The 25,400-nt window shown below is 65.2% G+C and carries 21 protein-coding genes; 11 read left to right on the forward strand and 10 right to left on the reverse strand.

Annotation, left to right across the window (positions count from 1 at the left end; translation table 11 throughout):
• The first annotated feature begins 105 nt into the window (after positions 1-105).
• Both AC54AF_RS21130 and AC54AF_RS21135 read left to right on the forward strand, forming a co-directional pair.
• The gene (locus AC54AF_RS21130) at positions 106-2,478 is read left to right on the forward strand and encodes an acyl-CoA dehydrogenase (protein ID WP_496638100.1); all 2,373 of its coding nucleotides are present in this window, start codon (positions 106-108) and stop codon (positions 2,476-2,478) included.
• A gap of 44 nt (positions 2,479-2,522) precedes the next feature.
• The gene (locus AC54AF_RS21135; protein ID WP_496638101.1) at positions 2,523-2,774 is read left to right on the forward strand and encodes a DUF1059 domain-containing protein; all 252 of its coding nucleotides are present in this window, start codon (positions 2,523-2,525) and stop codon (positions 2,772-2,774) included.
• Positions 2,775-2,802: 28 nt separating this feature from the next.
• Here the strand turns inward: AC54AF_RS21135 and AC54AF_RS21140 are convergent, their stop codons facing one another.
• Positions 2,803-3,039 (reverse strand): hypothetical protein, encoded by a 237-nt coding sequence (locus tag AC54AF_RS21140; protein WP_496638102.1) that lies wholly within the window; start codon positions 3,037-3,039, stop codon positions 2,803-2,805.
• 72 nt (positions 3,040-3,111) lie between these two features.
• Here AC54AF_RS21140 and trhP point away from each other — a divergent pair, with 72 nt between their 5' ends.
• The 3 genes from trhP (at position 3,112) to gdhA (ending at position 7,455) form a co-directional block, all read left to right on the forward strand.
• On the forward strand, positions 3,112-4,473 hold the full coding sequence (gene trhP / locus AC54AF_RS21145) for a prephenate-dependent tRNA uridine(34) hydroxylase TrhP (protein WP_496638103.1): 1,362 nt from the start codon (positions 3,112-3,114) through the stop codon (positions 4,471-4,473).
• A 184-nt stretch (positions 4,474-4,657) separates the two neighbouring features.
• The gene (locus tag AC54AF_RS21150; RefSeq protein WP_496638104.1) at positions 4,658-5,905 is read left to right on the forward strand and encodes a DUF819 family protein; all 1,248 of its coding nucleotides are present in this window, start codon (positions 4,658-4,660) and stop codon (positions 5,903-5,905) included.
• 206 nt (positions 5,906-6,111) lie between these two features.
• Positions 6,112-7,455 carry an NADP-specific glutamate dehydrogenase gene (gene gdhA, locus AC54AF_RS21155; protein WP_496638105.1) on the forward strand — a complete coding sequence of 448 codons (1,344 nt, stop codon included), beginning with the start codon at positions 6,112-6,114 and terminating at the stop codon, positions 7,453-7,455.
• A gap of 60 nt (positions 7,456-7,515) precedes the next feature.
• On the opposite strand, the gene AC54AF_RS21160 is transcribed toward gdhA, so the two are convergent.
• The gene (locus AC54AF_RS21160; protein ID WP_496638106.1) at positions 7,516-8,073 is read right to left on the reverse strand and encodes a flavin reductase family protein; all 558 of its coding nucleotides are present in this window, start codon (positions 8,071-8,073) and stop codon (positions 7,516-7,518) included.
• A 174-nt stretch (positions 8,074-8,247) separates the two neighbouring features.
• Between AC54AF_RS21160 and AC54AF_RS21165 the strand changes: the two genes are divergently transcribed.
• Together AC54AF_RS21165 and AC54AF_RS21170 are read left to right on the forward strand one after the other, a co-directional pair.
• Positions 8,248-8,877, forward strand: a complete 630-nt coding sequence (locus AC54AF_RS21165) for a head GIN domain-containing protein (protein ID WP_496638107.1) — start codon at positions 8,248-8,250, stop codon at positions 8,875-8,877.
• A 42-nt stretch (positions 8,878-8,919) separates the two neighbouring features.
• Entirely contained in the window at positions 8,920-9,717 is a 798-nt protein-coding gene (locus AC54AF_RS21170; protein WP_496638108.1) for an enoyl-CoA hydratase, read from the forward strand.
• Positions 9,718-9,852: 135 nt separating this feature from the next.
• On the opposite strand, the gene AC54AF_RS21175 is transcribed toward AC54AF_RS21170, so the two are convergent.
• The 5 genes from AC54AF_RS21175 to AC54AF_RS21195 form a co-directional block, all read right to left on the reverse strand.
• Positions 9,853-10,590 carry an AIM24 family protein gene (locus AC54AF_RS21175; protein ID WP_496638109.1) on the reverse strand — a complete coding sequence of 246 codons (738 nt, stop codon included), beginning with the start codon at positions 10,588-10,590 and terminating at the stop codon, positions 9,853-9,855.
• A gap of 3 nt (positions 10,591-10,593) precedes the next feature.
• Positions 10,594-11,235, reverse strand: coding sequence for an AIM24 family protein (locus tag AC54AF_RS21180; protein ID WP_496638110.1), 642 nt, complete (start codon positions 11,233-11,235; stop codon positions 10,594-10,596).
• A 17-nt stretch (positions 11,236-11,252) separates the two neighbouring features.
• On the reverse strand, positions 11,253-11,906 hold the full coding sequence (locus tag AC54AF_RS21185; RefSeq protein WP_496638111.1) for an AIM24 family protein: 654 nt from the start codon (positions 11,904-11,906) through the stop codon (positions 11,253-11,255).
• 122 nt (positions 11,907-12,028) lie between these two features.
• A complete protein-coding gene (locus tag AC54AF_RS21190) occupies positions 12,029-15,193 on the reverse strand; it encodes a S8 family serine peptidase (protein ID WP_496638112.1) in 3,165 nt (1,054 codons plus the stop codon).
• Between the two features lies 1 nt (position 15,194).
• Complete coding sequence (locus AC54AF_RS21195; RefSeq protein ID WP_496638113.1) at positions 15,195-16,010, reverse strand: NF038120 family PEP-CTERM protein; 816 nt, start codon at positions 16,008-16,010, stop codon at positions 15,195-15,197.
• A 439-nt stretch (positions 16,011-16,449) separates the two neighbouring features.
• On the opposite strand from AC54AF_RS21195, the gene AC54AF_RS21200 reads away from it, so the two are divergent.
• Both AC54AF_RS21200 and AC54AF_RS21205 read left to right on the forward strand, forming a co-directional pair.
• Positions 16,450-17,358, forward strand: a complete 909-nt coding sequence (locus AC54AF_RS21200; RefSeq protein ID WP_496638114.1) for a histidine kinase — start codon at positions 16,450-16,452, stop codon at positions 17,356-17,358.
• 5 nt (positions 17,359-17,363) lie between these two features.
• Complete coding sequence (locus AC54AF_RS21205; RefSeq protein ID WP_496638115.1) at positions 17,364-18,032, forward strand: response regulator; 669 nt, start codon at positions 17,364-17,366, stop codon at positions 18,030-18,032.
• Here AC54AF_RS21205 and AC54AF_RS21210 read toward each other — a convergent pair.
• Both AC54AF_RS21210 and AC54AF_RS21215 read right to left on the reverse strand, forming a co-directional pair.
• A complete protein-coding gene (locus tag AC54AF_RS21210) occupies positions 18,029-20,527 on the reverse strand; it encodes a TonB-dependent receptor (protein ID WP_496638116.1) in 2,499 nt (832 codons plus the stop codon). The genes AC54AF_RS21205 and AC54AF_RS21210 overlap by 4 nt on opposite strands.
• Positions 20,528-20,621: 94 nt before the next feature.
• Positions 20,622-21,083 (reverse strand): Lrp/AsnC family transcriptional regulator, encoded by a 462-nt coding sequence (locus AC54AF_RS21215; protein WP_034784295.1) that lies wholly within the window; start codon positions 21,081-21,083, stop codon positions 20,622-20,624.
• Between the two features lie 99 nt (positions 21,084-21,182).
• On the opposite strand from AC54AF_RS21215, the gene ilvB reads away from it, so the two are divergent.
• Positions 21,183-22,943, forward strand: a complete 1,761-nt coding sequence (ilvB, locus tag AC54AF_RS21220) for a biosynthetic-type acetolactate synthase large subunit (RefSeq protein ID WP_496638117.1) — start codon at positions 21,183-21,185, stop codon at positions 22,941-22,943.
• 32 nt (positions 22,944-22,975) lie between these two features.
• Here the strand turns inward: ilvB and AC54AF_RS21225 are convergent, their stop codons facing one another.
• On the reverse strand, positions 22,976-23,833 hold the full coding sequence (locus AC54AF_RS21225; protein WP_496638118.1) for a helix-turn-helix domain-containing protein: 858 nt from the start codon (positions 23,831-23,833) through the stop codon (positions 22,976-22,978).
• A 113-nt stretch (positions 23,834-23,946) separates the two neighbouring features.
• On the opposite strand from AC54AF_RS21225, the gene AC54AF_RS21230 reads away from it, so the two are divergent.
• Complete coding sequence (locus tag AC54AF_RS21230) at positions 23,947-25,389, forward strand: cytochrome P450 (RefSeq protein ID WP_496638119.1); 1,443 nt, start codon at positions 23,947-23,949, stop codon at positions 25,387-25,389.
• Positions 25,390-25,400: the final 11 nt, after the last annotated feature.

Genomic DNA, 25,400 nt, shown 5'->3' on the forward strand with positions numbered 1-25,400 from the left:
CGCACAACGCCAACCCATGCGGTTGGCGTTGTGCGTATGCGCTGTACCGCACAGTAACATCGGCCGCATCGGCCTACCCTGTTCTCATTCACAGGGAGATATCGCATGCTGACGATCATACTGATGGTGGCCTTGCTGGGCTTGGCTTTACTGTTCGCGCCCGGCCCCGTGCGCCGCGCCCTGCTCGCTCCGCGCCTGCTGGCCTTGTTCAAGCGCATCCTGCCAACCATGTCCGACACGGAACGCGACGCGCTCGAGGCGGGCACCACCTGGTGGGACGCAGACCTGTTTTCCGGCCGGCCCGACTGGGCAAAATTGCTGGCGTATGGACGCGCCTCGCTCACGGCCGAGGAACGCCGCTTTCTCGAGCACGATGTCGAGCGCCTGTGCGAACTGGTCAACGACTGGGAAACGCAGCAGCAACTCGACTTGCCAGCGCAAGCCTGGGCCTACATGAAAAGCCAGGGTTTCCTCGGCATGATCATTCCCAGGCAATATGGCGGCAAGCAGTTCTCCGCCTATATGCATTCGCAAGTGGTCATGAAATTGTCGAGCCGCTGCTCGGCGCTGGCGGTGACCGTGATGGTGCCCAATTCGCTGGGGCCGGCCGAATTGCTGCTGCACTACGGCACGGAAGAACAGAAAAACCATTATCTGCCGCGATTGGCCGCCGGCACCGACATTCCCTGCTTTGCGCTGACCAGCCCGTATGCGGGTTCCGATGCGGCCGCCATCCCCGACCTGGGCGTGGCGTGCATGGGCATGCATGAGGGCCGCGCCACCGTGGGTTTCCGCCTCACCTGGAACAAGCGCTATATCACGCTGGCGCCCGTGGCGACCTTGCTGGGCCTGGCGTTCCAGACCAGCGATCCCGAACATTTGCTGTCCGAGAATGACACTCCGGGCATCACCTGCGCCCTGATCCCCGCCAGCCACGACGGCGTGGTGATCGGCCGCCGCCACCATCCCTTGAATGCCGCCTTCCAGAACGGCCCCACGTCCGGTAACGACGTCTTCATCCCCATCGACTGGGTCATCGGCGGCCAGGCGCAAGTGGGCAAAGGCTGGCGCATGCTGATGGAATGCCTGGCGGCGGGGCGTGCCATCTCTCTGCCCTCGTCCAGCGTGGGCATGGGCAAGATGGCCGTGCGCGGCACCGGCGCGTATGCGGCCGTGCGGCGCCAGTTCAACATGGCTATCGGCAAGTTCGAGGGGGTGCAGGAAGCGCTGGCCCGCATGGGCGCCAACCTGTACCTGATGGACGCGGCCCGCACCCTGGCCGCGCACGCCGTCGACCTGGGCGAGAAGCCGGCCGTCATTTCCGCCATCGTCAAATACCACGTCACGGAGCGGGGACGCGCACTCGTCAATGACGGCATGGACATTCTCGGCGGCAAGGGCATCTGCATCGGCCCCAACAATTTCCTGGCCAGCGCCTACCAGCAAACCCCCATCGCCATCACGGTCGAAGGGGCCAACATCCTCACGCGCAGCCTGATCATCTTCGGCCAGGGCGCCATCCGCGCGCATCCGTATGTGCTCAGGGAAATGGCCGCCGTCGGCGAAAGCGACGGCCGCAAGGCCTTGCGCGATTTCGACGCTGCCTTCTTTGGCCACGTGGGCTTCGTGCTGGGCAACCTGGCCAGGGGATTGTGGTACGGGCTGGGCGGCGCCCGCCTGGCGGCCGTGCCCGACGCCGGCGCACCCGCACTGGTGCCCTACTACCGCGCCTTGACGCGACTGTCGACGGCGTTTGCCGTCATGACGGATATGTCGATGTTCGTGCTCGGTGGCGAGCTCAAGCGCCGCGAACGGCTGTCTGCCCGGCTGGGCGACGTGCTGGCGCAGCTGTACCTGGCTTCGTCCGTCCTGAAGCGCTACGAGGACGATGGCCGGCCCGAGGCCGACTTGCCCTATGTGCACTGGTCGCTGCAAGATGCGCTGGTCAAGGCGCAGCAGGGCTTGACGGGCGTGCTCGACAATTTCCCCGCGCGCGCGCTGGCCGTGTTGCTGCGCACCGTGCTGTTCCCGTTCGGCCTGCCCCATCGACCACCGTCCGACGAGCTGGGCAGTGAAGTGGCGCTGGCCCTGCAAACGCCGGGCGCCGACCGCGAACGCCTGCTGGCCGACGGGTATGTGGCCAGCGACGCGGCAGACCCGGTGGCCTGCGCCGAACGGGCATTGACCCTGCTGCCCGAGGTCCTGCACATCGAAAAACGCCTGAAAGACACGCCCGCAGGGGCGGCCCTGCGGCACCTGCCGCAAAGCCTGTCTGCCATGCAGCAGTGGCTGGCAACGGCCAAGGCGGCGGACACCGTCAGCGGCCAGGAGCACAATGCCTTGCTGGAATATGCGCGCCTGGCCGACGGCTTGATCCAGGTCGATGATTTTGCCGCCCGTGCGGCACAGCTGGAACACTTGCCGGCACACCCGATACCTGCAGCCGCGCAGCCTGGGGCAAATTGCGACCTATACTGAATGAAGCGGGTACGGTGCCCGCTCTTGACAGAAAGGAGTCGATCATGACGCGCAAATTCATCGATTGCCGGGAATTCCCAAGCGACACGCATTGCTCGGTGGCCATCTCGGCCGACAGCGAAGAAGAGCTATTGGGTATTGCTGTGGAACACGCAGTCTCGGTACACCATCACCACGACACGCCGGAGTTGCGCCAGCAACTGCGTCAATTGTTCAAGGACGGCATGCCGCCCGAACACTTGCCCATGACGGGACAAGCCGGCAGCAGCGCCAGCGGCGTTTCGCACACACATTAGTACGCTCCGGTCACGCGGAATTGACAGCTCAGGACGCCAGCTTGGCCGCAGGCGTCCTGTTGCCCAGGCCCGGCACGAGCGGCAGGCGCAGCCCATCATCGCCCAGTACGCCGCCCAGCACGGGACCGATGATGAAGGCGGCGCCGACATGGCGTTGCGCCAGCCGAAGCGGCGCGCAAGCACCGACCGAGTGCACGGGAGGCGAGGCAGGCGAGCCCCTGGGCCATCTGGCGGCCAGTCCGCTGCCGGGCAGCTGGCACCACATGTCAATCCCTTGACCCAAGGCAAGGCGCTGGCGCGCCTGTCCGCATAGAATTGCTGGCTTTGCCCCTCCTCCATGCGCCACGCTCCCGAACTCCTCCTGCCTGCCGGCTCCCTGGCCAAGATGCATGCCGCCTTCGACTTTGGCGCCGACGCCGTCTATGCGGGCCAGCCGCGCTACAGCTTGCGCGTGCGCAATAACGATTTTTCGACCTTGCAAGCCTTACAGGAAGGAATCGATGGCGCGCATGCGCGCGGCAAGCAGTTCTTTGTCGCGAGCAACATCTTCGCCCACAACGCCAAGCTGAAAACGTATTTGCGCGACATGGAGCCGGTGATCGCCATGCGTCCCGACGCGCTGATCATGGCCGATCCGGGCCTGATCATGATGGTGCGCGACAAGTGGCCGGACATCCCCGTGCACCTGTCGGTGCAGGCGAATGCCGTCAACTGGGCCGACGTCAAATTCTGGCACCGCATGGGTTTGACGCGCGTGATTTTGTCGCGCGAACTGTCGCTCGACGAGATCGAGGAAATCCGCCAGCGCTGCCCGGAGATGGAACTGGAAGTATTCGTCCACGGCGCCCTGTGCATCGCCTATTCGGGCCGTTGCCTGCTGTCCGGCTATTTCAACCACCGCGACCCGAACCAGGGCACGTGCACGAATTCCTGCCGCTGGGATTACAAGGTGAAAAATGCGTCAGAAGACGCCAGCGGCGACCTGGGCGGCATGCAGGTGGTGCCGCTGGAATTCCACCAGGCGCTGGCCGAGGCCGACAACAATGCGTTTTCCGCCTTGCACCAGCAGCCGCGCCACCCGCTGGCGGACCAGCCCTATTTCATTGAAGAGGCCCAGCGCCCGGGCCAGCTGATGCCGATCCTCGAAGACGAGCACGGCACCTACATCATGAATTCGAAGGACTTGCGCGCCGTCGAGCACATCGAGCGCCTGGTGAAAATCGGCGTCGATTCGCTGAAGGTCGAGGGCCGCACCAAGTCGCTGTACTACGCGGCGCGCACGGCGCAAGTCTACCGCCAGGCCATCGATGACGCCGTTGCGGGCCGCCCTTTCGATATCGGCCTCCTGGGCCAGCTGCAAGGCCTGGCCAACCGCGGCTACACGGATGGCTTCTATCAACGCCACCACACGCAGGCGCACCAGAACTACATGCGGGGTGCGTCGGAAGCGGACCGCAGCCAGTACGTGGGCGACGTGCTGGGCGTGACGGACGGCTGGGCACGGGTAGACGTGAAAAACCGCTTCGCCGTGGGCGACCGCATCGAGGCCGTGCATCCGGGCGGCAACCGCGACTTCACCATTACCCGCATGCTCAGCGATGACGGCAACGAGATCCAGGTGGCGCCCGGCAGCGGCCACTTCGTGCGCATCGAACTCGACGCAGCCCTCGACAAGGCCTTGCTGGCGCGCTATTTGTAAGCGCCAGTCTGGCGGCGGCAGCGGCAAACCGGTCCACAAGTGTTTGATTTGACAAGTAAAAATCTGCACATCACCGCCTAAATAATTTGTTTAGGCTTCAACATTACTATACGATACGGCCACCCTGCGCCCGGGGGCCTTATCGGCATCCCGTGCGTCCCTGACACGTTCACCGGAATCCCCGATGCCACCTGCCACTACCGCCCTGATCACCAATGACGCCGTCGTCCTCGGCCTGCTTGCCATGACCCTGGGGGCCGTCTTCTGGACTGCCTCCCGCACTGAGGGCTTCTGGAAAAAGTTCTACACGTATGTTCCTTCCTTGCTGATGTGCTACCTGATCCCGGCACTGCTCAACACCTTCGGCATCATCGACGGCAATGCATCCGGCCTGTACGCCGTGGCGCGCGACTACCTGCTGCCCAGCGCGCTGGTCCTGCTGTGCGTGGCCATCGACTTCGGCGGCATCATCCGCCTCGGCCCCAAGGCCATCATCATGTTTCTCACAGGAACGCTCGGCGTGATGCTGGGTGCCCTCGTCTCGTTCGAAGCCTTGCGTCTGATCCACCCGGAAACGGTGGCGGGCGACACGTGGCGCGGCATGACGACTGTCGCCGGCTCGTGGATAGGCGGCGGCGCCAACCAGGCAGCCATGAAGGAAGTGTTTGAAGTCGATGCCACGCTGTTCGGCCAGTTCGTCGCCGTCGACGTGCTGGTGGCCAACGTCTGGACGGCCGTGCTGCTGTTCCTGGCCGGCCGCGCAGGCGCCTTCGACCGCTGGACCGGCGCCGACTTGACGGCCATCAATGCGCTCAAGGACAGCATCGAAAGCTACCGCGCCCAGCACGCGCGCGTTGCCAGCCTGACCGACATCATGGTCATCCTCGGCGTGGGCCTGGGCGTGACGGGCCTGTCGCACTTCCTGGCCGGTCCCATCATCAGCTGGATCACCACCCTGCCCGCCGCATGGCGCCTGCAGGATTACAGCCTGACGTCGAATTTCTTCTGGATCGTCGTGCTCGCCACCACCTTCGGCTTGCTGCTCAGCTTTACCCGCGCGCGCAGCCTGGAAGGCGCGGGCGCCTCGACCATCGGCTCGGCCATGCTGTACGTGCTGGTGGCCACCATCGGCATGCACATGGACTTGAAAGCCCTGCTCGACAAGCCTTTCCTGTTCCTGCTGGGCCTGATCTGGATCGCCGTGCATGGCGGCCTGATGCTGCTCGTCGCCAAGCTGATCCGCGCGCCCCTGTTCTTCATGGCCGTCGGCTCGCAGGCGAACATCGGCGGCGCCGCCTCGGCCCCCGTCATCGCCAGCGCCTTCCACCCGTCCCTGGCCCCCGTCGGCGTGCTGCTGGCCGTGCTCGGCTACGCGCTGGGCACCTACGGCGCCTACATCACGGGGTTGATTCTGCGCGGCATGGCGGGGTGATACCTGTCCTGGCTTGACCAGGCGAGCCGCAACGACAACGCCAGCCTTCGGGCTGGCGTTGTCGTTTACCACGCGCATCGGCCGCAGAGCGCTCAAAAATCCCCACAATGTAGCAGAAACCCCTCAAAACCAAATTTCCGCACCATTTTTGTGCGAAATCTGCGATGATAGTTGCCCAAATAACCGATTACCTCCATGGAATTCTGATGAAATACGCATCTGCTCACGAGTATGTCCAGCATGTCGCCGCACGCAATCCAGGTCAGCCCGAGTTTCTGCAAGCCGTCACCGAAGTCATGGAGAGCTTGTGGCCGTTCCTGGAACAGCACCCGAAATACGCGGAACAAGGCTTGCTGGAACGCTTGATCGAGCCCGAGCGCGTGGTGATGTTCCGCGTGTCGTGGGTCGATGACCATGGGCAAGTACAAGTCAATCGCGGCTACCGCATCCAGCACAGCATGGCCATCGGGCCATACAAGGGCGGCATCCGCTTCCACCCTTCCGTCACCCTGTCCGTGCTGAAATTCCTCGCCTTCGAACAAACGTTCAAGAATGCGCTGACCACGTTACCGATGGGCGGCGGCAAGGGCGGCGCCGATTTCGATCCGAAGGGCAAGAGCCCGGGCGAAGTGATGCGCTTCTGCCAGGCCTTCGTCAGCGAACTGTTCCGTCATGTGGGCTCGGACACGGACGTGCCGGCCGGCGACATCGGCGTGGGCGGGCGCGAAGTGGGTTACATGGCCGGTATGATGAAAAAACTCAGCAACCGCGCCGACTGCGTGTTCACGGGCAAGGGCGCCAGCTTCGGCGGCTCGCTGATGCGTCCGGAAGCGACGGGCTACGGCACCGTGTATTTTGCTGAAGAAATGTTGAAAACGCGGGGCCGCTCGTTCGAAGGCATGCGCGTGTCCGTGTCCGGCTCGGGCAACGTGGCGCAGTACGCGGTGGAAAAAGCCATGGCCATGGGCGCGAAAGTCATCACCGTCTCCGATTCGAGCGGTACCGTCATCGACGAAGAAGGCTTTACGCCGGAAAAGCTGGCCATTCTGATGGAGATCAAGAACCATCTGTACGGCCGGGTCAGCGACTACGCCGAACGCACGGGCGTGCGCTTCGAGGCGGGCGTGTCGCCATGGCATGTGCCGGTCGACATCGCCCTGCCTTGCGCCACGCAAAATGAATTGAACATCGACGATGCGCGCACCTTGATCGCCAATGGCGTGCAATGCGTGGCCGAAGGCGCCAACATGCCTACCACCATCGAGGCGGCCAAGGCGTTCGAGGCAGCCGGCGTGCTGTATGCGCCGGGCAAGGCCAGCAATGCTGGCGGCGTGGCGACTTCCGGCCTGGAAATGAGCCAGAATGCGGCCCGCATTTCCTGGCCGCGCGAAGAAGTCGACGCGCGCTTGCTGCAGATCATGCAAGGCATCCACGCGGCGTGCAAGCAATACGGCACGCGCGCCGATGGCACCGTCAGCTATGTCGACGGCGCCAATATCGCCGGCTTCGTCAAAGTCGCCGACGCCATGCTGGCGCAGGGAGTCATTTAACCCAATGACAAAATCTGGGGTCGGACCCTCAGGGTCCGACCCCGGCCCTTGCGTTTGGGGTTAACTCATTTCAGGCTTCATCAGGCTTTTGCGGCTGATGGTCCGGCCCGACACCATGAACTCGCCGTTGCCACGGTAGTGCAGGGTTTCGGGCAGCTTGGGCGAGGTGGCCACATGGGCTTTCACGCACTCGAAGATGAAGAAGCCGCCCTTCGGATTACCCGCCACCTGCGCCAGCTTGCATTCGAAGTTGGCGTAGCACTCGGCGATCAGGGGCGCGCCCACCAGTTCGGCCGGCTGCGGCGTCAGGCCGAAGGCCGTGAACTTGTCCGTGTCTGCGCCGCTGCAATTGCCGATGGCCACCACCTGGTCGACCATGTCGGCCGTGGGCAGGTTGATCACGCATTCCATGCTGCGCTTGATCATTTCATAGCTGTGGTTCGCGTCGGAAATGAAGCAGCCCAGCAAGGATGGCGTAAATTCCATCAGCATGTGCCAGGCCATGGTCATGACGTCGCTTTCACCATTCCACGTTGAACTGACGAGCACCACCGGCCCCGGTTCGAGAAAGCGGCGGATATCGGCGACGGGATAATCTTCTTTATGGTAATTTTTCATGCAGTCTCCAGGACGCGGTATGCCATAGCATAGCCCAACGGCGCCTCGCCGGGCGCGCGGCAGCCCGATGGCAGCGGTCATCCGCGCCGCGATTTGTGCAGTTCGTCGCAAATTTCTCCCCAATGGAGATGTTGCACAATAGAATACACTGATCAACTACTCAAGGAAACCGCCATGCGCCCTCTGTTTCTGTTGTCAGTCCTGTCGCTCGCCTGCCTCTCCACCCTCGCGCATGCCGACGAGCAAACCCGCACGGTCAGCGCCTTCAACGCCATCGACATCCGCGGCCCCATCAGCATCGAAGTCGAATCGGGCAAGGAGCAAAGCCTGCTGCTGCGCGGCGACCAGAAATTCCTCAGCGGCGTGATCACGGAAGTGGTCGATGGCGAGCTGAAGATTTCCATGAAGGATAAAGATATCAAGAAGACGGAAGGCGACCCGCGCATCATCATCACCATGCCCACCTTGCGCAAGCTGATCGCGGAAGGCGCGGGCGAAAAAATCCTGACCAAGCTCCATGGCCCAAGAGTCGACATCAGCTACAAGGGCGCGGGCCGCCTGGCCGCCGATGGCCAGGTTGACTGGCTGCGCCTGAAGGCGCAAGGCGTGGGCGAAGTCGATACGAAAGCCTTGCTGGCGAAAAACGTCGACGTCAATTTTGAAGGCATCGGCTCCGTCAAGGTATATTCCTCGGGCGAACTGAACGCCGTCGTGCGCGGCATGGGCGAACTGACGTATTACGGCAAGCCGAAGATCGTGCACAAATCGGTCGCCGGCATCGGCAGCGTGAATGCCGCCAAATAAGATTTCCTAAAACAACAAGGCCATCAGGCCACTGGAGACCGCATGACCGCAACACATGACACGCAGGCACCGCTGGTGCTGCGCGAGGACGAGGGTGGCCTCGTCACCCTGCGCCTGAACCGTCCCCTGCAATTCAATGCCCTGTCGGAAGCCATGCTGGCGGCGCTGCAGGCTGAACTCGACCTCATCGCCGGGCAGCCGCACGTGCGCTGCGCGGTGCTGGCCGCCGAAGGCAAGGCCTTTTGCGCGGGCCACGACTTGCGCCAGATGCAAGCCACGCGCCAGCTTGATTACTATCAAACCCTGTTCGCGCAATGCTCGCGCGTGATGCAAGCCATTCAAACCTTGCCCGTGCCCGTGATTGCCCGCGTGCACGGCATCGCCACGGCGGCCGGCTGCCAGCTGGTCGCCAGCTGCGACCTGGCCGTGGCGGGCGCCTCGGCCCGTTTTGCCGTCTCCGGCATCAACGTGGGCCTGTTCTGCGCCACGCCATCGGTCGCCCTGTCGCGCAATGTGTCGGCCAAGCGGGCCTTCGACATGCTGGTGACGGGCCGCTTCATCGACGCCGACACGGCCGCCGACTGGGGCCTGGTCAATGAGACGGTGGCCGACACGGCGCTCGACGAGGCCGTGGCGCGCCTGGCGCAGCAGATCATGGCAAAAAGCCCGACGGCCATCCGCTACGGCAAGCAGATGTTCTACCGGCAGCGCCAGCTGCCGCTGGACGAGGCGTATGCGTATGCGGGCGACGTGATGGCGCGCAACATGATGGAAGAGGATGCGGACGAAGGCGTCACCGCCTTCCTGGAAAAGCGGCCGCCCGGCTGGGCGCGGCCTTGAGTACCTGACCGAACCTACTGCGCGTCGGTATAGGCAGCCTGCGATGCTCACCGTACTTTAGTACGGTTGCGCTTCTCGGCTACCTCTCCCTTCCGCTCGCTACGATTCTGTCAGGTACTCTTGGACTCCATAGTCTTAACGACTGTCCTTCATCTGCTGCTGGACCGAAAGACTCAGGGTACCGAGGTCTTCCTTGCCCAGCAGCGGCAATTGCGCCAGCAGCTGCATCAGGGCGGAGCTGCCCGTCACGTCCAGCTCGGACGATTGCACCAGCACCGTGCCGGCGCCCGTGAAGTCGATCTGCTTTTCCTCGCCCGACAAACTGAAACCGGTGAGCGCGCCGGCGGCCGAGGCCCAGCCCTGCACGTGGGCGTAGTCGTAGTGATACGAGGGGCTGGGGCAATCGGCCCAGCCCAGCACGGCCTGCTCGTCGACGCGGCATGGCAGTTCCAGGAAGTGCACGGGGCCGTTCGACGAGGCGATCACCTTGCCCGTGCCGATCATGGTCAGATAACCGGGCAAGGTCGATTCCTGGCAAATCACGTCCTTCGTAAAACCCAGCAGGTTTTTCGCGCGGATGGTCATGTTGGCGTTGTCCAGGTCGTAGCAGGCCAGGTCGTTGCCGTTGTCGCCCAAAATCAATTGGCCTTGCCCTTGCGCCACGACAAAGTGGTGGAGGTATTTGGGCGCATTGAAGGCGTTGCGCACGATCAGGTCGAGCACGCTGCTACCCATGGCTTCGAAGCGCAACTCGCCATAGAAGGCGATCATCTTGCCCTTGCGAATGAAGATCTGTTCCTTGACGTCGATGACATACGAAAAACGGTTCAGGTTATCGTTCTTCGGCAAGGTATCGGGAGTGTAAATCGTCATGGCTTACCTTTCGCTCGCTTGGATATAGACCGTGCCCTGGCCCGTGAACTTCACCTGGTACGATTCGCCGGACGCCTGGCCGACGAAGGTTTTCCAGTTCAGGTCCGTGACGATGGCCGAGCTCAGCTGCCCCGTGTGGCCGATATACGCCTGCGGGTCGACAAACACGGGCACGTCCGGCGTGACGGGCAAGCCGATGGCATTTCCGTCCGACAAAATCGCCACTTCGCCCGTGCCTTGCAAGGTGGTGGTAAACAAGCCCTGGCCCGAGGCCATGCCGCGCACCACGCCCTGCACGCCGCCCTGGTTGCCGAGGAACATGGTGCCAGCCGTCAGGCGCGCATCGAAGGCCAGCAGGGAATCGCTTTCCACATAGAACGTTTCGCCGCGCACGGGGACGATGGTGACGAACAGGCCGCCCTGCGCATAAAACACGCTGCCCGTGCCACGCGCCGACATCATGGCGTAGCCTTCGCTCGTGACGGCGCGCATGGCCAGGCTTTGCACGCCCTGGCCGGCCAGGAAGGCGCGGCTGAACGCCACATCGCCCTGGTAGGACACCATGGCGCCCTTGCGCGCGAACACTTCTTCATTGCCGAGTTTGACCTCAAGCATCTTTTCATTGATCTGCTGATAGACAGGCATGGCGGGTCCTCGCTGACTTAACGTTCGGCGGGCTGGATGAACACCACGCCCTGGCCTGTGAATTTGTGCTGGTACGATTCGCCCGAGCTCTGGCCGATCATGGTGCGCCAGTTGACGTCAAAAACGAATTCCTGGCGGATGTCGCCCTTGAAGCCGACGAAGGCGTCCGGGTCCACGCGCAGCGGGTGCGCCGGCGTCACTTCCAGCATGATCAGGTTGCCGCGCGAAATGACGGCCAGGTTGCCATGGCCTTCGACGGTGGTGGAAAACAGGCCCTGGCCCGAGCTGGCGCCGCGCAAGCCCGCAAAGCTGGTGCCCGTCTTCAGGCTGGTGTCGTAGGCCAGCAGGCTGCTGCTTTCGATGGTCAACTTTTCGCCGGCCAGCGCCATGACGGTGATCTCGGCCGCATTCTGCGCGAAAAACACCGTGCCGCTGCCTGAAGCCTGCATCACTTGCATGCCTTCGTTCGTCACCTTGCGCTTGAGCGCGCCGAACAGGCCCTCGCCACCGAGCAGGGACTTTTCAAATTTGATGGCGCCCGTATAGGCGACCATCGCGCCGGCAATCGCCAGCACTTTTTCATCCTGCAGGCGCACTTCCAGCAGGCGATCGGTATTGGTGCGGAAACTGGTCACGCGCGACTCCCCAAGAATGCCAGGGCACAAAGCCATGGCTATCCGACAAGATACCGGGGGCGTTACCGCCATGCAAGTGCTATTCCTCCTGAACGGGGGTGAATGAATAAAAAAAAGGCGTGCCCGGAAGCACGCCTTGCGTTCACACAATGAACCGTTTAGTCAGCCAGCACAGGCCTGGCGCCGCGTGCGTTCTGGAACAGCGGCACGGGATCATTGGTATTGACCTCGACCACCGTCACGCCCTGCAGCACGCCGCCCACCTGGTAGCCGACGGCGCCCAGGTGGCGCTTGCCTTCGGCCAGGTTGGACCAGCTCAGGGAGACCGACGCGGTACCGCCCGTGTAGGCCGTACCCGGCATCAGCGCCTTGAAGCCGCCATTCGACAGGCCCGGCGCCAGCACCCACGACGACAAGGTGTAGTCGGCCTGGCCGTTTTGCGGCGCATAACCGATCACGCATACCTTGTAGGTGCCAGCGGCAGGCAGGCGCAGTTCCACTTGTTCATTGGAACTTTCATTGCCGCTGCTGCCGACCAGCACATTGGCGGCGTTGTAGACCTCCATGTCCAGGTCGGTATTTGCGCCGCCCGTCGTTTCCGCATCGTAGGTGGCAAAGCGCGCCGCCAGGGTGCCGGCCGGGATGACCACGCTGTGCACGTTCACGCCCGTGGCGCCACCGGCCTTGCAGGCAGCCGATGCGGCAGCGCCCGTCGCTGCCTGGCCGATCGTGCGCGCCTGGCGCACGGCTTCGACGAGACCCGACTTGACGCCCACCAGCGCGCCCGTGAAGCCCGTTCCCAGGGTCAGCACCTTGCTGCCCGTGGCCGCTTCGCTCTTCACCAGCGGGATGGCGACCAGCGAGGTGCCGCGCGCCGTCAGCGGGCTGCGCACCGTGTGCGTGCCATCCGTCCAGCTCAGGGCGCCATAGGTCCAGGTATTGGCCGGCGCCGTGGTGCGCGTCAGCTTGACCTGGTACTGGCCCTTGGCGCCCGGCGCCAGACTCAGGCTCGTTGGCGTCACCGCCACCGTATAGCCGGGCAGGCTGGCCGAGACGTTGTAGACGGCGCTGCTGGCGCCCACGTTGGTCACCATGCGCGTCAGGGTTTGCGTGCCCAGCACGTTGGCCGCCGTCAGCGACGCCAGGTTCAGGTTATAGGCCGGGATGGTGCCGATGGCCTGGCAGGTGGCGGCGCTGTAGACCTTCAGGTTCAGGCCGCACAGGAAGCGCGCATAGTCGATTTCCGACATGTCGTACACGAGGCCGGGATCGGCCGCGCTGTTCGGCGCGATATGGCCGGCGCCCTGGCCCCATGGCAGCTGGCCCGAATTCTTCGCCGTGGCATCCCACGACACGGAACCGTTCAAGCCATCCGAATAGGTGCTGAAGGCCGTCGTCATCAATGCCGACTTGATGGCTGCGGGCGACCAGTCCGGATGCTGCTGCTTGAGCAGCGCCGCCACGCCGGCCACGTGCGGGCTGGCCATCGACGTGCCGGAATAGAAATCCCACTCGGCCGCTGGCGCCACGCCGCCGGCCGCCACGGCATCGCGCTGCGCCGGGGTCAGGTCGGCCGTCACGCCGGCCAGCACGTTGGTGCCGGGCGCCGACAGGTCCGGTTTGAGGATGTTCGCGTTGGCCACGTTCGGCCCGCGCGAGGAACGGTCGCTGACGATGGGCGCCTGTACGGTCGTGTCGGCGATGGTATGGATTTCGCCCAATGCCGCCGTGCCGTCCGGATTGGACGCCATGAAGGCCTTCAGCGCGTCGCCCTGCGCCTGCGCCAGGTGCACCGTCGACAGCGCGTGCGCCTGGTTGATGACGGTGTTGGCGCCGCCGGCCACGTTGGCGATGACCACACCCGCGGCGCCGGCCGTCTTCGCATTCGCGCTCTTGTTGACCAGCACGTTGCCGCCACGGTCGCACACGAGCACCTTGCCGGCCACTTTCGCCGGATCCAGATACGCCGAGGTGGCATCGGCCGCGCCGAAGCAGCGCAGCAAATTGACGTCCGTCGGCAGCACGCCGGCCAGGCCCGCGTCGCGCGAGCGGATCAGCGGCAGCGCCGGCGTATTCGCATTGCTCGACGCGCCTTCCAGTTTGCTGCCGTTGCTGAGGATGACATTGCCCGCGTACAAGCGGTTGTGGGTGGAATTGGCGACTGTTGCCAACCACGGGCTGATGTGCGACACGGGCGCCGGCACGTCGGGTGCGGGCGTGGCCGGGCCGGAATTGCCGCCGGACGTGGCGACAAACACGCCCGCTGCAGCTGCGCCGAGGAAGGCCACTTCCGTCGGCTCATCGAAGGCGCCGCCGCCCGCGTTCGGGCCGATGGAGAAGTTGATGACGTTCACGCCATCCTTGACCGCCTGGTCGATGGCGGCCACGCTGTCGGCCGTGGCGCAACCGTTGCGGCCCGTCGAGGCAGCCGTCCAGCACACTTTATAGGCGGCGATGCGGGCGCGCGGCGCCATGCCCGAGGCCTTGCCCAGCGATACGCCGTTCGAGGTGGCGATGGCGCCATTGTTGCCGCCGGCCGTGGAGGCCGTGTGCGTGCCATGGCCGCCGTGTCCCGTCAGGCCGGCGACGGAATCGCGCGGCGACAAAAATTCCGTCCAGTGCAGCGCCGAGGTGGCGGCGCGGTAGTAGCGCGCACCGATCAACTTGTTGTTGCAATTCTCGGCGGAAAATCCCTCGCCCGTCTGGCAAGCGCCCTGCCAGCTGGCCGGTGGCGCGCCGTACACGACATTGTTGCCGCTGTGACTGGGCACGCCGTTCTCGTCGAGGCGGTCGGCAAAGGCCGTGTTCTCCGGCCAGATGCCGCTGTCGACGATGCCGATGATGATGTCTTCACCGGCGTGCGCCTTGCCGCCCAGCTGCTCCCAGATGCCGCCCGGCTTGTCCAGGCCCAGGAAGCTGGGCGTGTAGCTGGTGTCGAGCTGCAGGACGGAATCGGCGCTGATGCTGGCCACGCCGCTGTTTTTCTTCAGGGCCCGCACTTCATCATCCGTCAGCAAGGCGGAAAAGCCGTTGAAGACGACGCTGTACTGGTGCGTGATTTCCGCCGCGCTGACGGTGCCGGCCACGGCGGCCTGTTTGGTGTCGAGGTAGCTCAGGTAGGCCTGCACATCGGCGGCGCCCACGTTGATGCGCGCGCCCGGGGCCGGCTTGGTGGCGGCCAGGCCGTCGACCTGGCCCGTGTAGGTGGCGGCCGGCTTGTCGACCAGTTGCACGATGTAGGAGCGGCGTTCCTGCGCCTGCGCCGCTTGCGCCAGGCTGGCGGCCAGCAGGAGGATAGCGAGTGAAACGGGACGTAATTTCATCTCACGCTCCTTGCACGGTGAGCGCGACGAACTTGCCGCTGCGGCGGCGCGACAGCATGCCGATGGCGCCCAGGCCGGCCAGCATCAGCATGTAGGTCGACGGTTCCGGCACGGCGCTGACATTGATATTGTCGAGCGCGAACTGGCCCTGGTTAAAGGCGGGGAAATCGAGGGAATTGCTGCACGCGCCAGTGTCGTTGAAAATGCAGGCGTTGAAGGTCAGGCCCGTAAACGCATAGTTGCTGAAGCCGCCCAGCAGGGAAGCGCTCTGGAAATAGTAGCTGCCATCGCTGCCCTGGCCGGGAAACGCCAGCGAGGTGCTGACCACCTGGCCGTTGCTGAGGGTGCCGCTCAGCTGCAGTTCGCCCCACTGCATGTTGGGCAAGCCGGACACGGGCGCGATGAAGGAATAGTCGAAACCGGCCAGGGTGAATGCCTGGTGGTCGGCACGCGCGAAATTCACGCCGCCATCGTTGAGGATGGCCAGATAATTGCCGCTGGCGCCCTGCGGGCAGGCGGCGATATCGCACGACGAACCCGCGCGGCCATCGAGAATGGCGCCCACGCCGCTGACGCCGCCGCCGGCAGCCGTCGTCGGGTCGGCCAGGAACAGCAGGTTGTAGCTCGACGTATTGAGCGTCTGGCCGCTTTCATATATGTCGGGGCGCAAGTTATCGAAGGTCAGGACACCGGCCATGGCGGGCGCCGAGGCCAGCACGGACAGGGTGGCCAACGCGGCAAGGACGGTGGTGCGACCGCGGGTAGCGGGCGGAGTGGCGGTGGCGGGCGATACCCGCGCATGTGATGGACGATTCATTCTATTCCCTTGATTGTTGTGGATAGATAGGTCGGCAGGTCTGGCGCCCGCTTTCAGCTTTTTCACAAAAGTGTCAACAAATATAGCAAATCGCATAAAACAAATATCATATTTTTAATATCATTTATTTATTTTTTATCTAACTCCACGAAACTTTGTTTTGTTTTATCTATGAAAGCTTGAGGAGTCTCAACGTTACATCTGAACAACAATGCATCGCACGGCTGGCGTGCGCGCCAGCGCGCCGGCCTCACTTCAGATAAGCTCGAAAACCGCGCCTGCCGCGCCGGCCTCCCCCGTCACATCGCGGTACACCTGTTCCATCCTGGAACAGTTATCGATCTCCACCGCCCCCCGCAAGACGCGCCCCCGGTGCCACGGCGCCGATGGCATGAAGCTTGCACAACAACGACATCGACCGTGCTCAGGGAGCAGCATCATGGAACACCATCAACTTGACACCCAGACAAGCGCGCACTCCCGGCCGCGCCGGACCGTCCTGCTGTGCTGCGCGCTGGCGCTGGCTTTTTTCCTGCTGGCCGCCAGGCTGGATATGGCGGAACGGCTGACGCACGCGCTCTGGCGCCAGGAGCACTGGCAACTCGATGAACTGGCCCTGAGCCTGCTGCTGCTGATATTGGCGCTGGCCGGCTTTGCCGTGTGGCGCGGACGCCAGGTGGCGCTGCTGCTGGCGCAAAACCGTGCACTCACGCAGCGCCTGCTGCGCACGCAGGAAGAGGAGCGCTGCGCGCTGGCGCGCGAGCTGCACGATGAGGTAGGACAGGACTGCACGGCCATCCGCGCCGCCGCCAGCTACATCCTGCGCGCGCGCGAGGGCGACCAGGCAAACGTGCAGGCCTGCGCCGCCAGCATCGCCCGCTCTGCGGAAGCGCTGCATGCGATGGTGCGCAGCATGCTGCGCCGGCTGCGCCCGCCCGTACTCGACAGTCTGGGCCTGGAAGCGGCGCTGCAGGCGCTGTGCGACAGCTGGGCCCAGCAGCACGGCATCGCCTGCCATTTCGCGCCGCACGCCATCCCCGCCGGCCTCGACGACAGCACTGCCACCGCCATCTACCGCCTGGTGCAGGAAGGCTTGACGAACGTGGCGCGCCACGCGGGCGCCGACCGGGCCACGGTGGAATTGCGCGCCGATGCGCACGGCTTGCTGCACCTGGCCATCGAAGACAATGGCCAGGGATTGTGCCCGGACAAAACGCCAGCAGATGGTTTCGGCATGCTGGGCATGCGCGAGCGCGTGGCTGGCTTGCGCGGCCATATCCGCTGGATCAGCGCGCTGGGCAACGGCTTGCGCATCGAAGTGGCCCTGGCGGCACGGTGCGCGGCATGAACGCCATGAGCGCAATGAGTGGCAATATGCGGCCGATCCGCGTGATGCTGGTGGACGACCATCCGGTGGTGCGCACGGGCTACCGGCGCCTGCTGGAACAGGGCGGCGACATCGCCGTCGTGGCCGAGGCGGGCAATGGCGAAACGGCATATGGCTTGTACCTGGAGCACACGCCCGACGTCTGCGTGACGGATTTGTCCATGCCCGGCATCGGCGGCCTGGAATTGCTGCGCAAGCTGCTCGCCCGCGACGCCAGCGCCCGCGTGCTGGTGTTTTCCATGCACGACACGCCGCAGCTGATCGCGCGCGCGTTTGACGGCGGCGCCTGCGGCTTCATCAGCAAGCAGGCCGACCCGGAACACCTGGTCGACGCCGTGCGCGCCGCCCACGCGGGCCGGCGCTACCTGGACCCGCACAGCGCGCCCGGCGTGCTGCAAGGCACGGCCCGCATGGAAGCGCAGCGTTTGAGCAGCCTGAGCCAGCGCGAATTCGAAATCTTCCGCCTGCTGGCCGAAGGGCGCAGCGCCGCCGACTGCGCCCGCCTGCTGCACGTGAGCAGCAAGACGGTGGCCAACCACCAGACCTGCATCAAGGAAAAGCTCGACGTGCCCGGCCCCGCCGCCCTCGTTCATCTTGCGCTGCGCAACGGCGTCATCGAGCACGTCCAGCCTTAAAACGCATAGCGCAAGCCCACGTTCACGCTGCGCGGCGCGCCGGCCGCATAGAAGGTCGCGTTGACCATCGGATAGTCGCCATTCACGGCGGGCAGCGGCCGGGCGGCGAAATTGCCGTTGGCGTCGAAACCCGTCGCGCCCAGCTGGGCCGCCGTCGCATATTTGCGGTCGAACAGGTTATTTACCTGGGCAAACACGCTCAGTTGCGGCGTCAGCTGGTATTTGCCATTCAGTTCAACCACCGCGTAGCCGCCGCTCTTGCCCGCGCCCAGGTAAGCCGGTCCGCCCGCCTGGTGCGCATTGTTTTCATTGCCGCGCGCATAGGCGCCCGACACGGCCGTCATGGCCAGGCCCACCGTCCAGTCGCGTCCTCCTTGAACCTCCACGTGCGCCTTCAGGATATGGCTCGGCGTCAAGGGAATCCGGTTGCCGGGCGTGATGACGATATTGCCTTCCAGGCCCGGTGCGTCCGCATCGCTGCTGCTGTTGGCGCTGCCGTTGACGAGCTCCCGGCTTTGATACGTCGCCTGCAACCACGTGTAGTTGACGCCGAAGTCCAGCGCGCCCGCCTTGCCGTCGGCCGCCAGTTCCACGCCCTGGTGGCGCGTCTTGCCGAAATTCTTGAAGTAGCCAAAACCGGCCTGGTTGTCGGCCACGAACAGGATATCGTCATGGTTCTCCGCGCGGAACACGCCGGCGCTCCAGCGGGCCACCGCGCCCCACTGGCCGCGCAGGCCCGCTTCCCACGTCTTCGTCACCACCTGTTTCAATGGCGGGTCGCCGGCCATGGCGTTGGGCAGGCGGCACGGGTTCTCCGGGTCGGCACAACCGAGTTCGATGGCCGTCGGCGTGCGGCTGCCTTCGTTGTAGCCGAGGTAGGCGCTCACGCCCGCAGCTGGCGCATACGCGAGGCCGATGGCGGGATTGAAGCGGCTGAAACGGTGGTCGCCATCGAGCGAGCCGCTGCCGCCGCCGGGCGTGATGGCATCGCGGTTGCGCACGGTGCTGCGGTTGTAGCGGCCGGAAACGGTCAACGTCAGGTCTTGATTGAACGCCATGCTGTCGCTCGCAGACACGCTCCAGGTGCGCATGCGCCCGCTCAAATCGACCCGATTGTCGACGGGCGTGCCATCGTCGTCGATCTGCGTGCCGTCGGCAAAGAACTCCACGGGCGTGATGCTGCGGTCCGGGTTCAGATAGCCGAACTGGCTGGTCTGGCGGAAGGTGGCGTGGCTCGCATCGAAGGCGGCGCCGGCCGTGACGGCATGGCGCATGCCGGCCACGTCGGCCAGTGCGGTGAACTGGCCGGAGAACCCATAGTTTTCCTGCTTGGTACGGCTGCGGTTGATCATGCCGTTGCACTTTTCGGCCGGCTCATCGTTCAGCAGCACGTTGCCGATGCAGCGCCACTGCGGAAACGGCGTATTGCCGGCGTTCGCCCCGCTGGCGGGAAAGCCCGTGTAGCCGGCGGCCGCCAGCGCCGCCCGCTCGGCCGCGCCGGGCTGGTAGACGGCCTGGTCGAGCGACTCGTCGTTCAGGTCGCCGTTGAACGTGTGCGTGTCGATCTTGCGGTAGTACACATTGCCGGACAATAGCAAACCAGCGCCGGCCTGGTGCTTGCCCGTCACATTCAGCAGGGTCGACTTGTTTTGCGTCAAGTCCGGTTTGGTGTAGACGCTGCGGTAATCGCGCGCCAGCAGGCGCTGTTCCTGCAAACCGTTGCCCGTCAGCGCATTGTCCGCGTGGGCCAAGGTGACGGCCACGTCCGTGCGCGCATCGCTCCAGCCCAGCTTGCCAAACACCTGGCGCACGTCGGACGGCGAATCGTCGCGCCAGCCGTCTTCCTTGAAGCGATTGCCCGTCACATACCAGTGCCAGCCCTGCGCATTGCTGCCGCCATGTTCGACCTCCACGGCACGCCGTTGATCGGAACCCAGGCGCGCCTCGATGGCGGTGCCGGGACTGCTCCTGCCATCCTTGGTCTGCAGGGCCAGCGCGCCGCCCAGGGTATTGAGGCCAAACAGGGGGTTCGAGCCGGGCATCAGGGTCAGCGATTCGATGGCCATGCGCGGGATCAAGTCCCAGCTGACGACATCGCCAAACGGCTGGTTCAGCCGCATGCCATCGAGATACACGGACAGTCCTTGCGGCGTGCCCAGCAGGGGCGAGGCCGTATAGCCGCGGTAGCTGACGTCGGGCTGGAACGGATTGTTCTGCACCTCGTTCACGTAGACGCTGCCCAGGTTGCGGCGCAAGAAGGCGGAAATATCGAGCGCGCCGCTGCGGGCGATCTGCTGCGCGCTGGCCGTCTGCACGGGCGCGGCCAGCGCATCGCGCGGCTGGTCCACGGTGGGCAAGGGCATGCTGCCCGTGATGATGACGGTGGGCAAGTCACCGGAGATGGCCAGGTTCGCGGCCAGGCTGGCGGCGGCCGGTTCGGCGGCCTGCGCCTGGCACAGCGCCATGGCGGCGGCGGCGAATAAAGTCAGTTTCATGCGGGTCCCCGATTTATAGTGGTTTTTATTACTCTCCAGTATCGGACAGCCACCATCTGGGAACTAGGGAAAAACTCCCGCCATGCAGGCAGACTTATCGTTGCAGGGGCAAATAGCTCTGCTTGAGCTGGCGCAAGACAAAGCTCGATTTGCTGTGCCGGATGCCGGGAATCTTATACAGGCGCTCGCGCAGCAGGCGTTCGTAGTCGCGCGTGTCGCTGACCGCGATGCGCAGGTAGTAATCGTAGTCGCCGGAGACGAGAAACGCTTCCAGCACTTCGGGGATCATGGCCAGCGCGTGGCCGAACTCGAACAGGGCCTGGTCGGAATGGTCGTCAAGCGTCACTTGCACGATGACGGTGTCGGCCAGCCCCACCTTGGCCGCGTTGACGTTCACCGTGTAACCCTCGATGACGCCGTCGTCTTCCATGCGCTTGATGCGCGCCCAGCACGGCGACGAGGTCAGTCCCACCTTGGCGCTCAGCTCGTGCAGGCTGATGCGGGCATCCTGCTGCAGGGCCGTCAGGATGGCGAGGTCGAATTTGTCCAGTTTCATTCTGTTAAGTCCTTATTTCACGGCAAATTTTGCTGAAATATGCATTCTATACGAGAAAACCAGCAGCCTTTTCTGCCGGGGCAAGCAGAAAATAGACCCATGAAACCCGATCCCGCTCCCCTCCTCGCTCCCGCCCACGATCCTGCGCCGCGCAACGGCGCCAGCGTCCTCATCGACACCCTGCTGGCCCTGGGCGTCGACACCGTCTTCGGCTACCCGGGCGGCGCCGTGCTGCCCCTGTACGACGCGCTGCACGCGCAGCCCCGCTTGCGCCACGTGCTGGTGCGCCACGAACAGGCAGCCGTGCATGCGGCCGAGGGCTATGCGCGCAGCACGGGCCGGCCCGGCGTCGTCTTCGTCACGTCCGGCCCCGGCATGAGCAATACCACCACGGGCTTGCTCGACGCCCTGTGCGATTCGATTCCCGTCATCTGCATCAGCGGCCAGGTGGCCACCACCAGCATCGGCACCAATGCCTTCCAGGAATGCGACGCGCTGGGCATCTCGCGCCCCGTCACCAAGTGGAACCGGCAAATCCGCACTGCCGATGAAACGGCGTCCGTCGTGCACGAAGCATTTGTTCAGGCCACGCAGGGACGGCCCGGCCCCGTGCTGGTCGATTTTCCCAAGGATATGCAGCTGGCGCCCGTCGCGGCAAGCACGCCGCTGTCGCCCGCCGCCGCAGCGGCCGCGCCCCTGCCCGACAGCCCTGACCTGGAACATGCCGCCAGCCTGATCGCCTCCGCGCGCCGGCCCGTGTTCTATGGCGGCGGGGGCCTCATCAATTCCGGCCTCGATGCCTGCGCCGCCTTCGGCCAGCTGGTGAAACTGGCGGCCGCGCCGTGCACCCTGACCTTGTTGGGCCTGGGCGCCTTTCCCGCCTCGCACCCGGCCTTCCTCGGCATGCTGGGCATGCATGGCACCTTGGAAGCGAACCTGGCCATGCACCATGCGGATCTGATCGTCTGCGTCGGCGCCCGCTTCGACGACCGGGTCACGGGGCGCCTGGACGCCTTCTGTCCCGGCGCAAAAATCATCCACGTCGATATCGATCCGGCGTCGATCGGCAAGGTGGTGCGCGCCGACGTGGCCCTGCGCGGCGACTGCGCGCCCGTGCTGGCCGCCCTGCTGGCGCAGCTGCGCGGACGCCTGCTGGCGGACCGCCAGCCGTGGTGGCGGCGCATCGACGGCTGGCGCGCGCAGGATTCGCTGGCGTTCGACAACACGCCGGACGTGATCGCGCCGCAGGCGCTGATGCGGCGGCTGCAGGCGGCGCTGGACAGAATGGATAGCGTCGACGCCATCGTGTCCACGGACGTGGGCCAGCACCAGATGTGGGCGGCGCAGCATTTGCGCTTCGAGCAGCCGCGCCGCTGGCTGACCTCGGGCGGCGCCGGCACCATGGGTTATGGACTGCCAGCCGCCATCGGCGCGCAGATTGCCCATCCCGAAAAATGCGTGGTGTGCGTCAGCGGCGACGCCTCGATTTTGATGAATATCCAGGAACTGGCCACGGCCGTGCAGCACCGATTGCCCGTCAAAGTGGTGTTGTCGAACAATGGCTACATGGGCATGGTGCGCCAGTGGCAGGAGCTGCACCACGGCGAGCGCTACAGCCACAGCTACACGGCAGCGCTGCCCGACTTCGTCGCCCTGGCGCAGGCGTTCGGCTGGCAGGCGCACACGGTGAGCCGGCGCGAGGAACTCGACGCGGCATTGACGACCTGCCTGGCGTCCGAAGGCCCGTACTTCCTCGACGTGCGCGTGCATGGCGCGGAAAACTGCTTCCCCATGCTGGCGCCCGGCGCGGGGCACCATGAGGTCACTTTATCCAAGGGAAAGGTGTACAGCGAGCGGTAGGTCGGATGACGGCCCTTCGGCCCTCATCCGACCTACGTCCATATTCGATAGATCCAGTAACTTTCATCCTCGCGGCTGGCACGCGCCAGTTCGGTGGGGCTCAAGCCCGTGATGGCGCGCACCTCGCGGCACAGGTGGGCCTGGTCGGCGTAACCGCCCTCGGCGGCGATATCGCTCCATGAGGCATTGCCTTGCAGCATGGCCTCGCGCGCGTCGAGAAACGACTGTTCCGCGCGGCGCATGCGGCGCAAGGTGCGCATTGGCTGGCCGGCCCAGGCCTTGATGCGGCGCTCGATATTGCGCGCGCTGCTGGCCAGGCCCGTCGATGCCGCCTGCACCCCCAGGCGGCGCACCCAGTCCTGTATGGCGCCGGCCGGATGGTCGCCGCTCTTGCGCGCCACCGCCCAGCGCGGCGCCAGGAACGCTTCCACCAGCGCGATGCGCGCCGCGTCGTCCGGTGCGGCCAGCACGGCATCGGACAGCGCCAGCCAGTCGGCGTCGAACAGGGGTTCGAGCGGGCGCACCTGGTCGAACAGGACCGCCATGTCGATGCCCGTCAGCGCATGCAGGGCGGCCGGATACAGCATCACCATGAACGAGTGCACGGGGCCGGGGTTGTAGCTGACCAGCGGATAGCCGCGCGGGCCGCTGAACAGGGCGGGCGGCATGCGCACATGCAGCAGGTCGGGGCCAGGCGCCGCCGCCTCGACCTCGCCCGCGACGGTCCACAGCAGGCAGCACATGGGCGTGGCAGGAAAACGGTTCAGGCGCTGCGCTGGCGGCAACGGCGCGCAGCGCGTGGTGTCGCGCACGAGGAAGGCGCGCACGCAGGAAGCGAGCGCGGTGCGTGGCGCGATCAAACGGGTCAGGGGCGTAGGGGCGGCAGGCATGGCGACGATTGTACCGGCAATTTCTGCTTGCGCGCGATGTCGTATTCGTTCAAGACGCGCGTGCGCAAGCGCGCTACAGTGAGGTCATTGTCGCCATCCTCCAGGAGAATGCCATGCCCCCGCTCGACCACGCCATCGCACCCGCCGCCACCACGGCCCTGCGCCAGATCCGCCAGCTGCCGGGGCCATTCGCACTACCCATCATCGGCAACGCGCTGCAAGTAAAACTGCCGCGTATCCACCGCGACGTGGAAGAGTGGGTGCGGCGCTACGGCCCGTTCATGCGCGCCTGGTTCGGGCGCACGCTGGTGCTGCTGGTGGCCGACAGCGAGGCTGTCGCCGCCGTGCTGCGCGAGCGCCCGGACGGCTTCCGGCGCCCGCTGTCGAGCTATAAGATTTCGGTGGAAATGGGCGGCAACCCCGGCCTGTTCCTGGCCGAGGGCACGCAGTGGCGCAACCAGCGGCGCATGGTCATGGCCGGCATGGCGCCAGGCGCCATCAAGGCCTACTTCCCCGCCCTCGTGACGGTGGCGCAGCGGCTGCAGCGGCGCTGGCATCTTGCCGCCACGCAAGGCCAGGCCATCACCCTCGATGGCGACCTGAAACGCTACACGGTCGACATCATCGCCGGCCTGGCCTTCGGCACGGCAGTCAATACGCTCGAATCGGGCGAGGACGTGATCCAGCGCCACCTCGATGCGATCCTGCCCGCCGTGGCGCGGCGCAGCCTGTCGATGCTGCCGTACTGGCGCTACTTCAAGCTGCCCGTCGACCGCCGGCTGGACCGCGACGTGGCGGCGCTGGACGTGGCCGTGGCCGACCTGGTGCGGCAGGCGCGCACGCGCCTGGAGCGCGATCCCGCGCGGCGCTTGCGCCCGCCCAACCTGCTCGAAGCCATGATCGCCGCCGCCGACGAAGCCGACAGCGGCGTGGACGACCGCGCCGTGGCCGGCAATGTGCTGACCATGCTGCTGGCGGGCGAAGACACGACGGCCAACACGCTGTCCTGGATGATTTACCTGCTGCAACGCCACCCGCACTGCCTGGCGAAGGCGCGCGAGGAAGTGCGGCGCCTGGCGCCCGACGTGGCGCACTTCACCCTGGCGCAAATGGACAGCCTCGACTACCTGGGCGCCTGCGCCAGCGAAGCCATGCGTTTGAAACCGGTGGCGCCCTACATCCCGCTCGAAGCGCTGCGCAACACGGTGGTGGGCGACGTGGCCGTGCCCGCCGGCAGCATGCTGTGGTGCGTGATGCGCCATGACAGCGTGTCCGACGCGCACTTTCCCGACGCGCAGGCGTTCCAGCCCGAGCGCTGGCTGGAGGACAGCAGCGAGGCCAACAACAAGCGCGCCGCCATGCCCTTCGGCGCCGGCGTGCGCACCTGCCCCGGCCGCTACCTGGCCTTGCTGGAAATCAAGATCGCCATGGCCATGCTGCTGGGCAGCTTCGACATCGCCGGCGTCGACACGCCCGATGGCGGCGAGGCGCAGGAACTGATGGGTTTTGTGATGTCGCCCATCGGCCTGAGCATGCGCCTGGCGCGGCCGCGGTGATACCATGGGGG

Source organism: Janthinobacterium sp. JF4, assembly GCF_059617925.1.

What these genes read in the sequence shown, in the direction of transcription:
- AC54AF_RS21170 (WP_496638108.1), top strand. Translation starts at nt 8,920, where the DNA reads ATGACCGCAACACATGACACGCAGGCACCGCTGGTGCTGCGCGAGGAC.
- AC54AF_RS21230 (WP_496638119.1), top strand. Translation starts at nt 23,947, where the DNA reads ATGCCCCCGCTCGACCACGCCATCGCACCCGCCGCCACCACGGCCCTG.
- AC54AF_RS21185 (WP_496638111.1), bottom strand. Translation starts at nt 11,906, where the DNA reads ATGGCTTTGTGCCCTGGCATTCTTGGGGAGTCGCGCGTGACCAGTTTC.
- AC54AF_RS21210 (WP_496638116.1), bottom strand. Translation starts at nt 20,527, where the DNA reads ATGAAACTGACTTTATTCGCCGCCGCCGCCATGGCGCTGTGCCAGGCG.
- AC54AF_RS21175 (WP_496638109.1), bottom strand. Translation starts at nt 10,590, where the DNA reads ATGACGATTTACACTCCCGATACCTTGCCGAAGAACGATAACCTGAAC.
- AC54AF_RS21180 (WP_496638110.1), bottom strand. Translation starts at nt 11,235, where the DNA reads ATGCCTGTCTATCAGCAGATCAATGAAAAGATGCTTGAGGTCAAACTC.
- AC54AF_RS21190 (WP_496638112.1), bottom strand. Translation starts at nt 15,193, where the DNA reads ATGAAATTACGTCCCGTTTCACTCGCTATCCTCCTGCTGGCCGCCAGC.
- AC54AF_RS21150 (WP_496638104.1), top strand. Translation starts at nt 4,658, where the DNA reads ATGCCACCTGCCACTACCGCCCTGATCACCAATGACGCCGTCGTCCTC.
- AC54AF_RS21195 (WP_496638113.1), bottom strand. Translation starts at nt 16,010, where the DNA reads ATGAATCGTCCATCACATGCGCGGGTATCGCCCGCCACCGCCACTCCG.
- AC54AF_RS21160 (WP_496638106.1), bottom strand. Translation starts at nt 8,073, where the DNA reads ATGAAAAATTACCATAAAGAAGATTATCCCGTCGCCGATATCCGCCGC.
- gdhA (WP_496638105.1), top strand. Translation starts at nt 6,112, where the DNA reads ATGAAATACGCATCTGCTCACGAGTATGTCCAGCATGTCGCCGCACGC.
- AC54AF_RS21215 (WP_034784295.1), bottom strand. Translation starts at nt 21,083, where the DNA reads ATGAAACTGGACAAATTCGACCTCGCCATCCTGACGGCCCTGCAGCAG.
- AC54AF_RS21205 (WP_496638115.1), top strand. Translation starts at nt 17,364, where the DNA reads ATGAGCGCAATGAGTGGCAATATGCGGCCGATCCGCGTGATGCTGGTG.
- AC54AF_RS21225 (WP_496638118.1), bottom strand. Translation starts at nt 23,833, where the DNA reads ATGCCTGCCGCCCCTACGCCCCTGACCCGTTTGATCGCGCCACGCACC.
- AC54AF_RS21135 (WP_496638101.1), top strand. Translation starts at nt 2,523, where the DNA reads ATGACGCGCAAATTCATCGATTGCCGGGAATTCCCAAGCGACACGCAT.
- AC54AF_RS21200 (WP_496638114.1), top strand. Translation starts at nt 16,450, where the DNA reads ATGGAACACCATCAACTTGACACCCAGACAAGCGCGCACTCCCGGCCG.
- AC54AF_RS21165 (WP_496638107.1), top strand. Translation starts at nt 8,248, where the DNA reads ATGCGCCCTCTGTTTCTGTTGTCAGTCCTGTCGCTCGCCTGCCTCTCC.
- AC54AF_RS21130 (WP_496638100.1), top strand. Translation starts at nt 106, where the DNA reads ATGCTGACGATCATACTGATGGTGGCCTTGCTGGGCTTGGCTTTACTG.
- AC54AF_RS21140 (WP_496638102.1), bottom strand. Translation starts at nt 3,039, where the DNA reads ATGTGGTGCCAGCTGCCCGGCAGCGGACTGGCCGCCAGATGGCCCAGG.
- trhP (WP_496638103.1), top strand. Translation starts at nt 3,112, where the DNA reads ATGCGCCACGCTCCCGAACTCCTCCTGCCTGCCGGCTCCCTGGCCAAG.
- ilvB (WP_496638117.1), top strand. Translation starts at nt 21,183, where the DNA reads ATGAAACCCGATCCCGCTCCCCTCCTCGCTCCCGCCCACGATCCTGCG.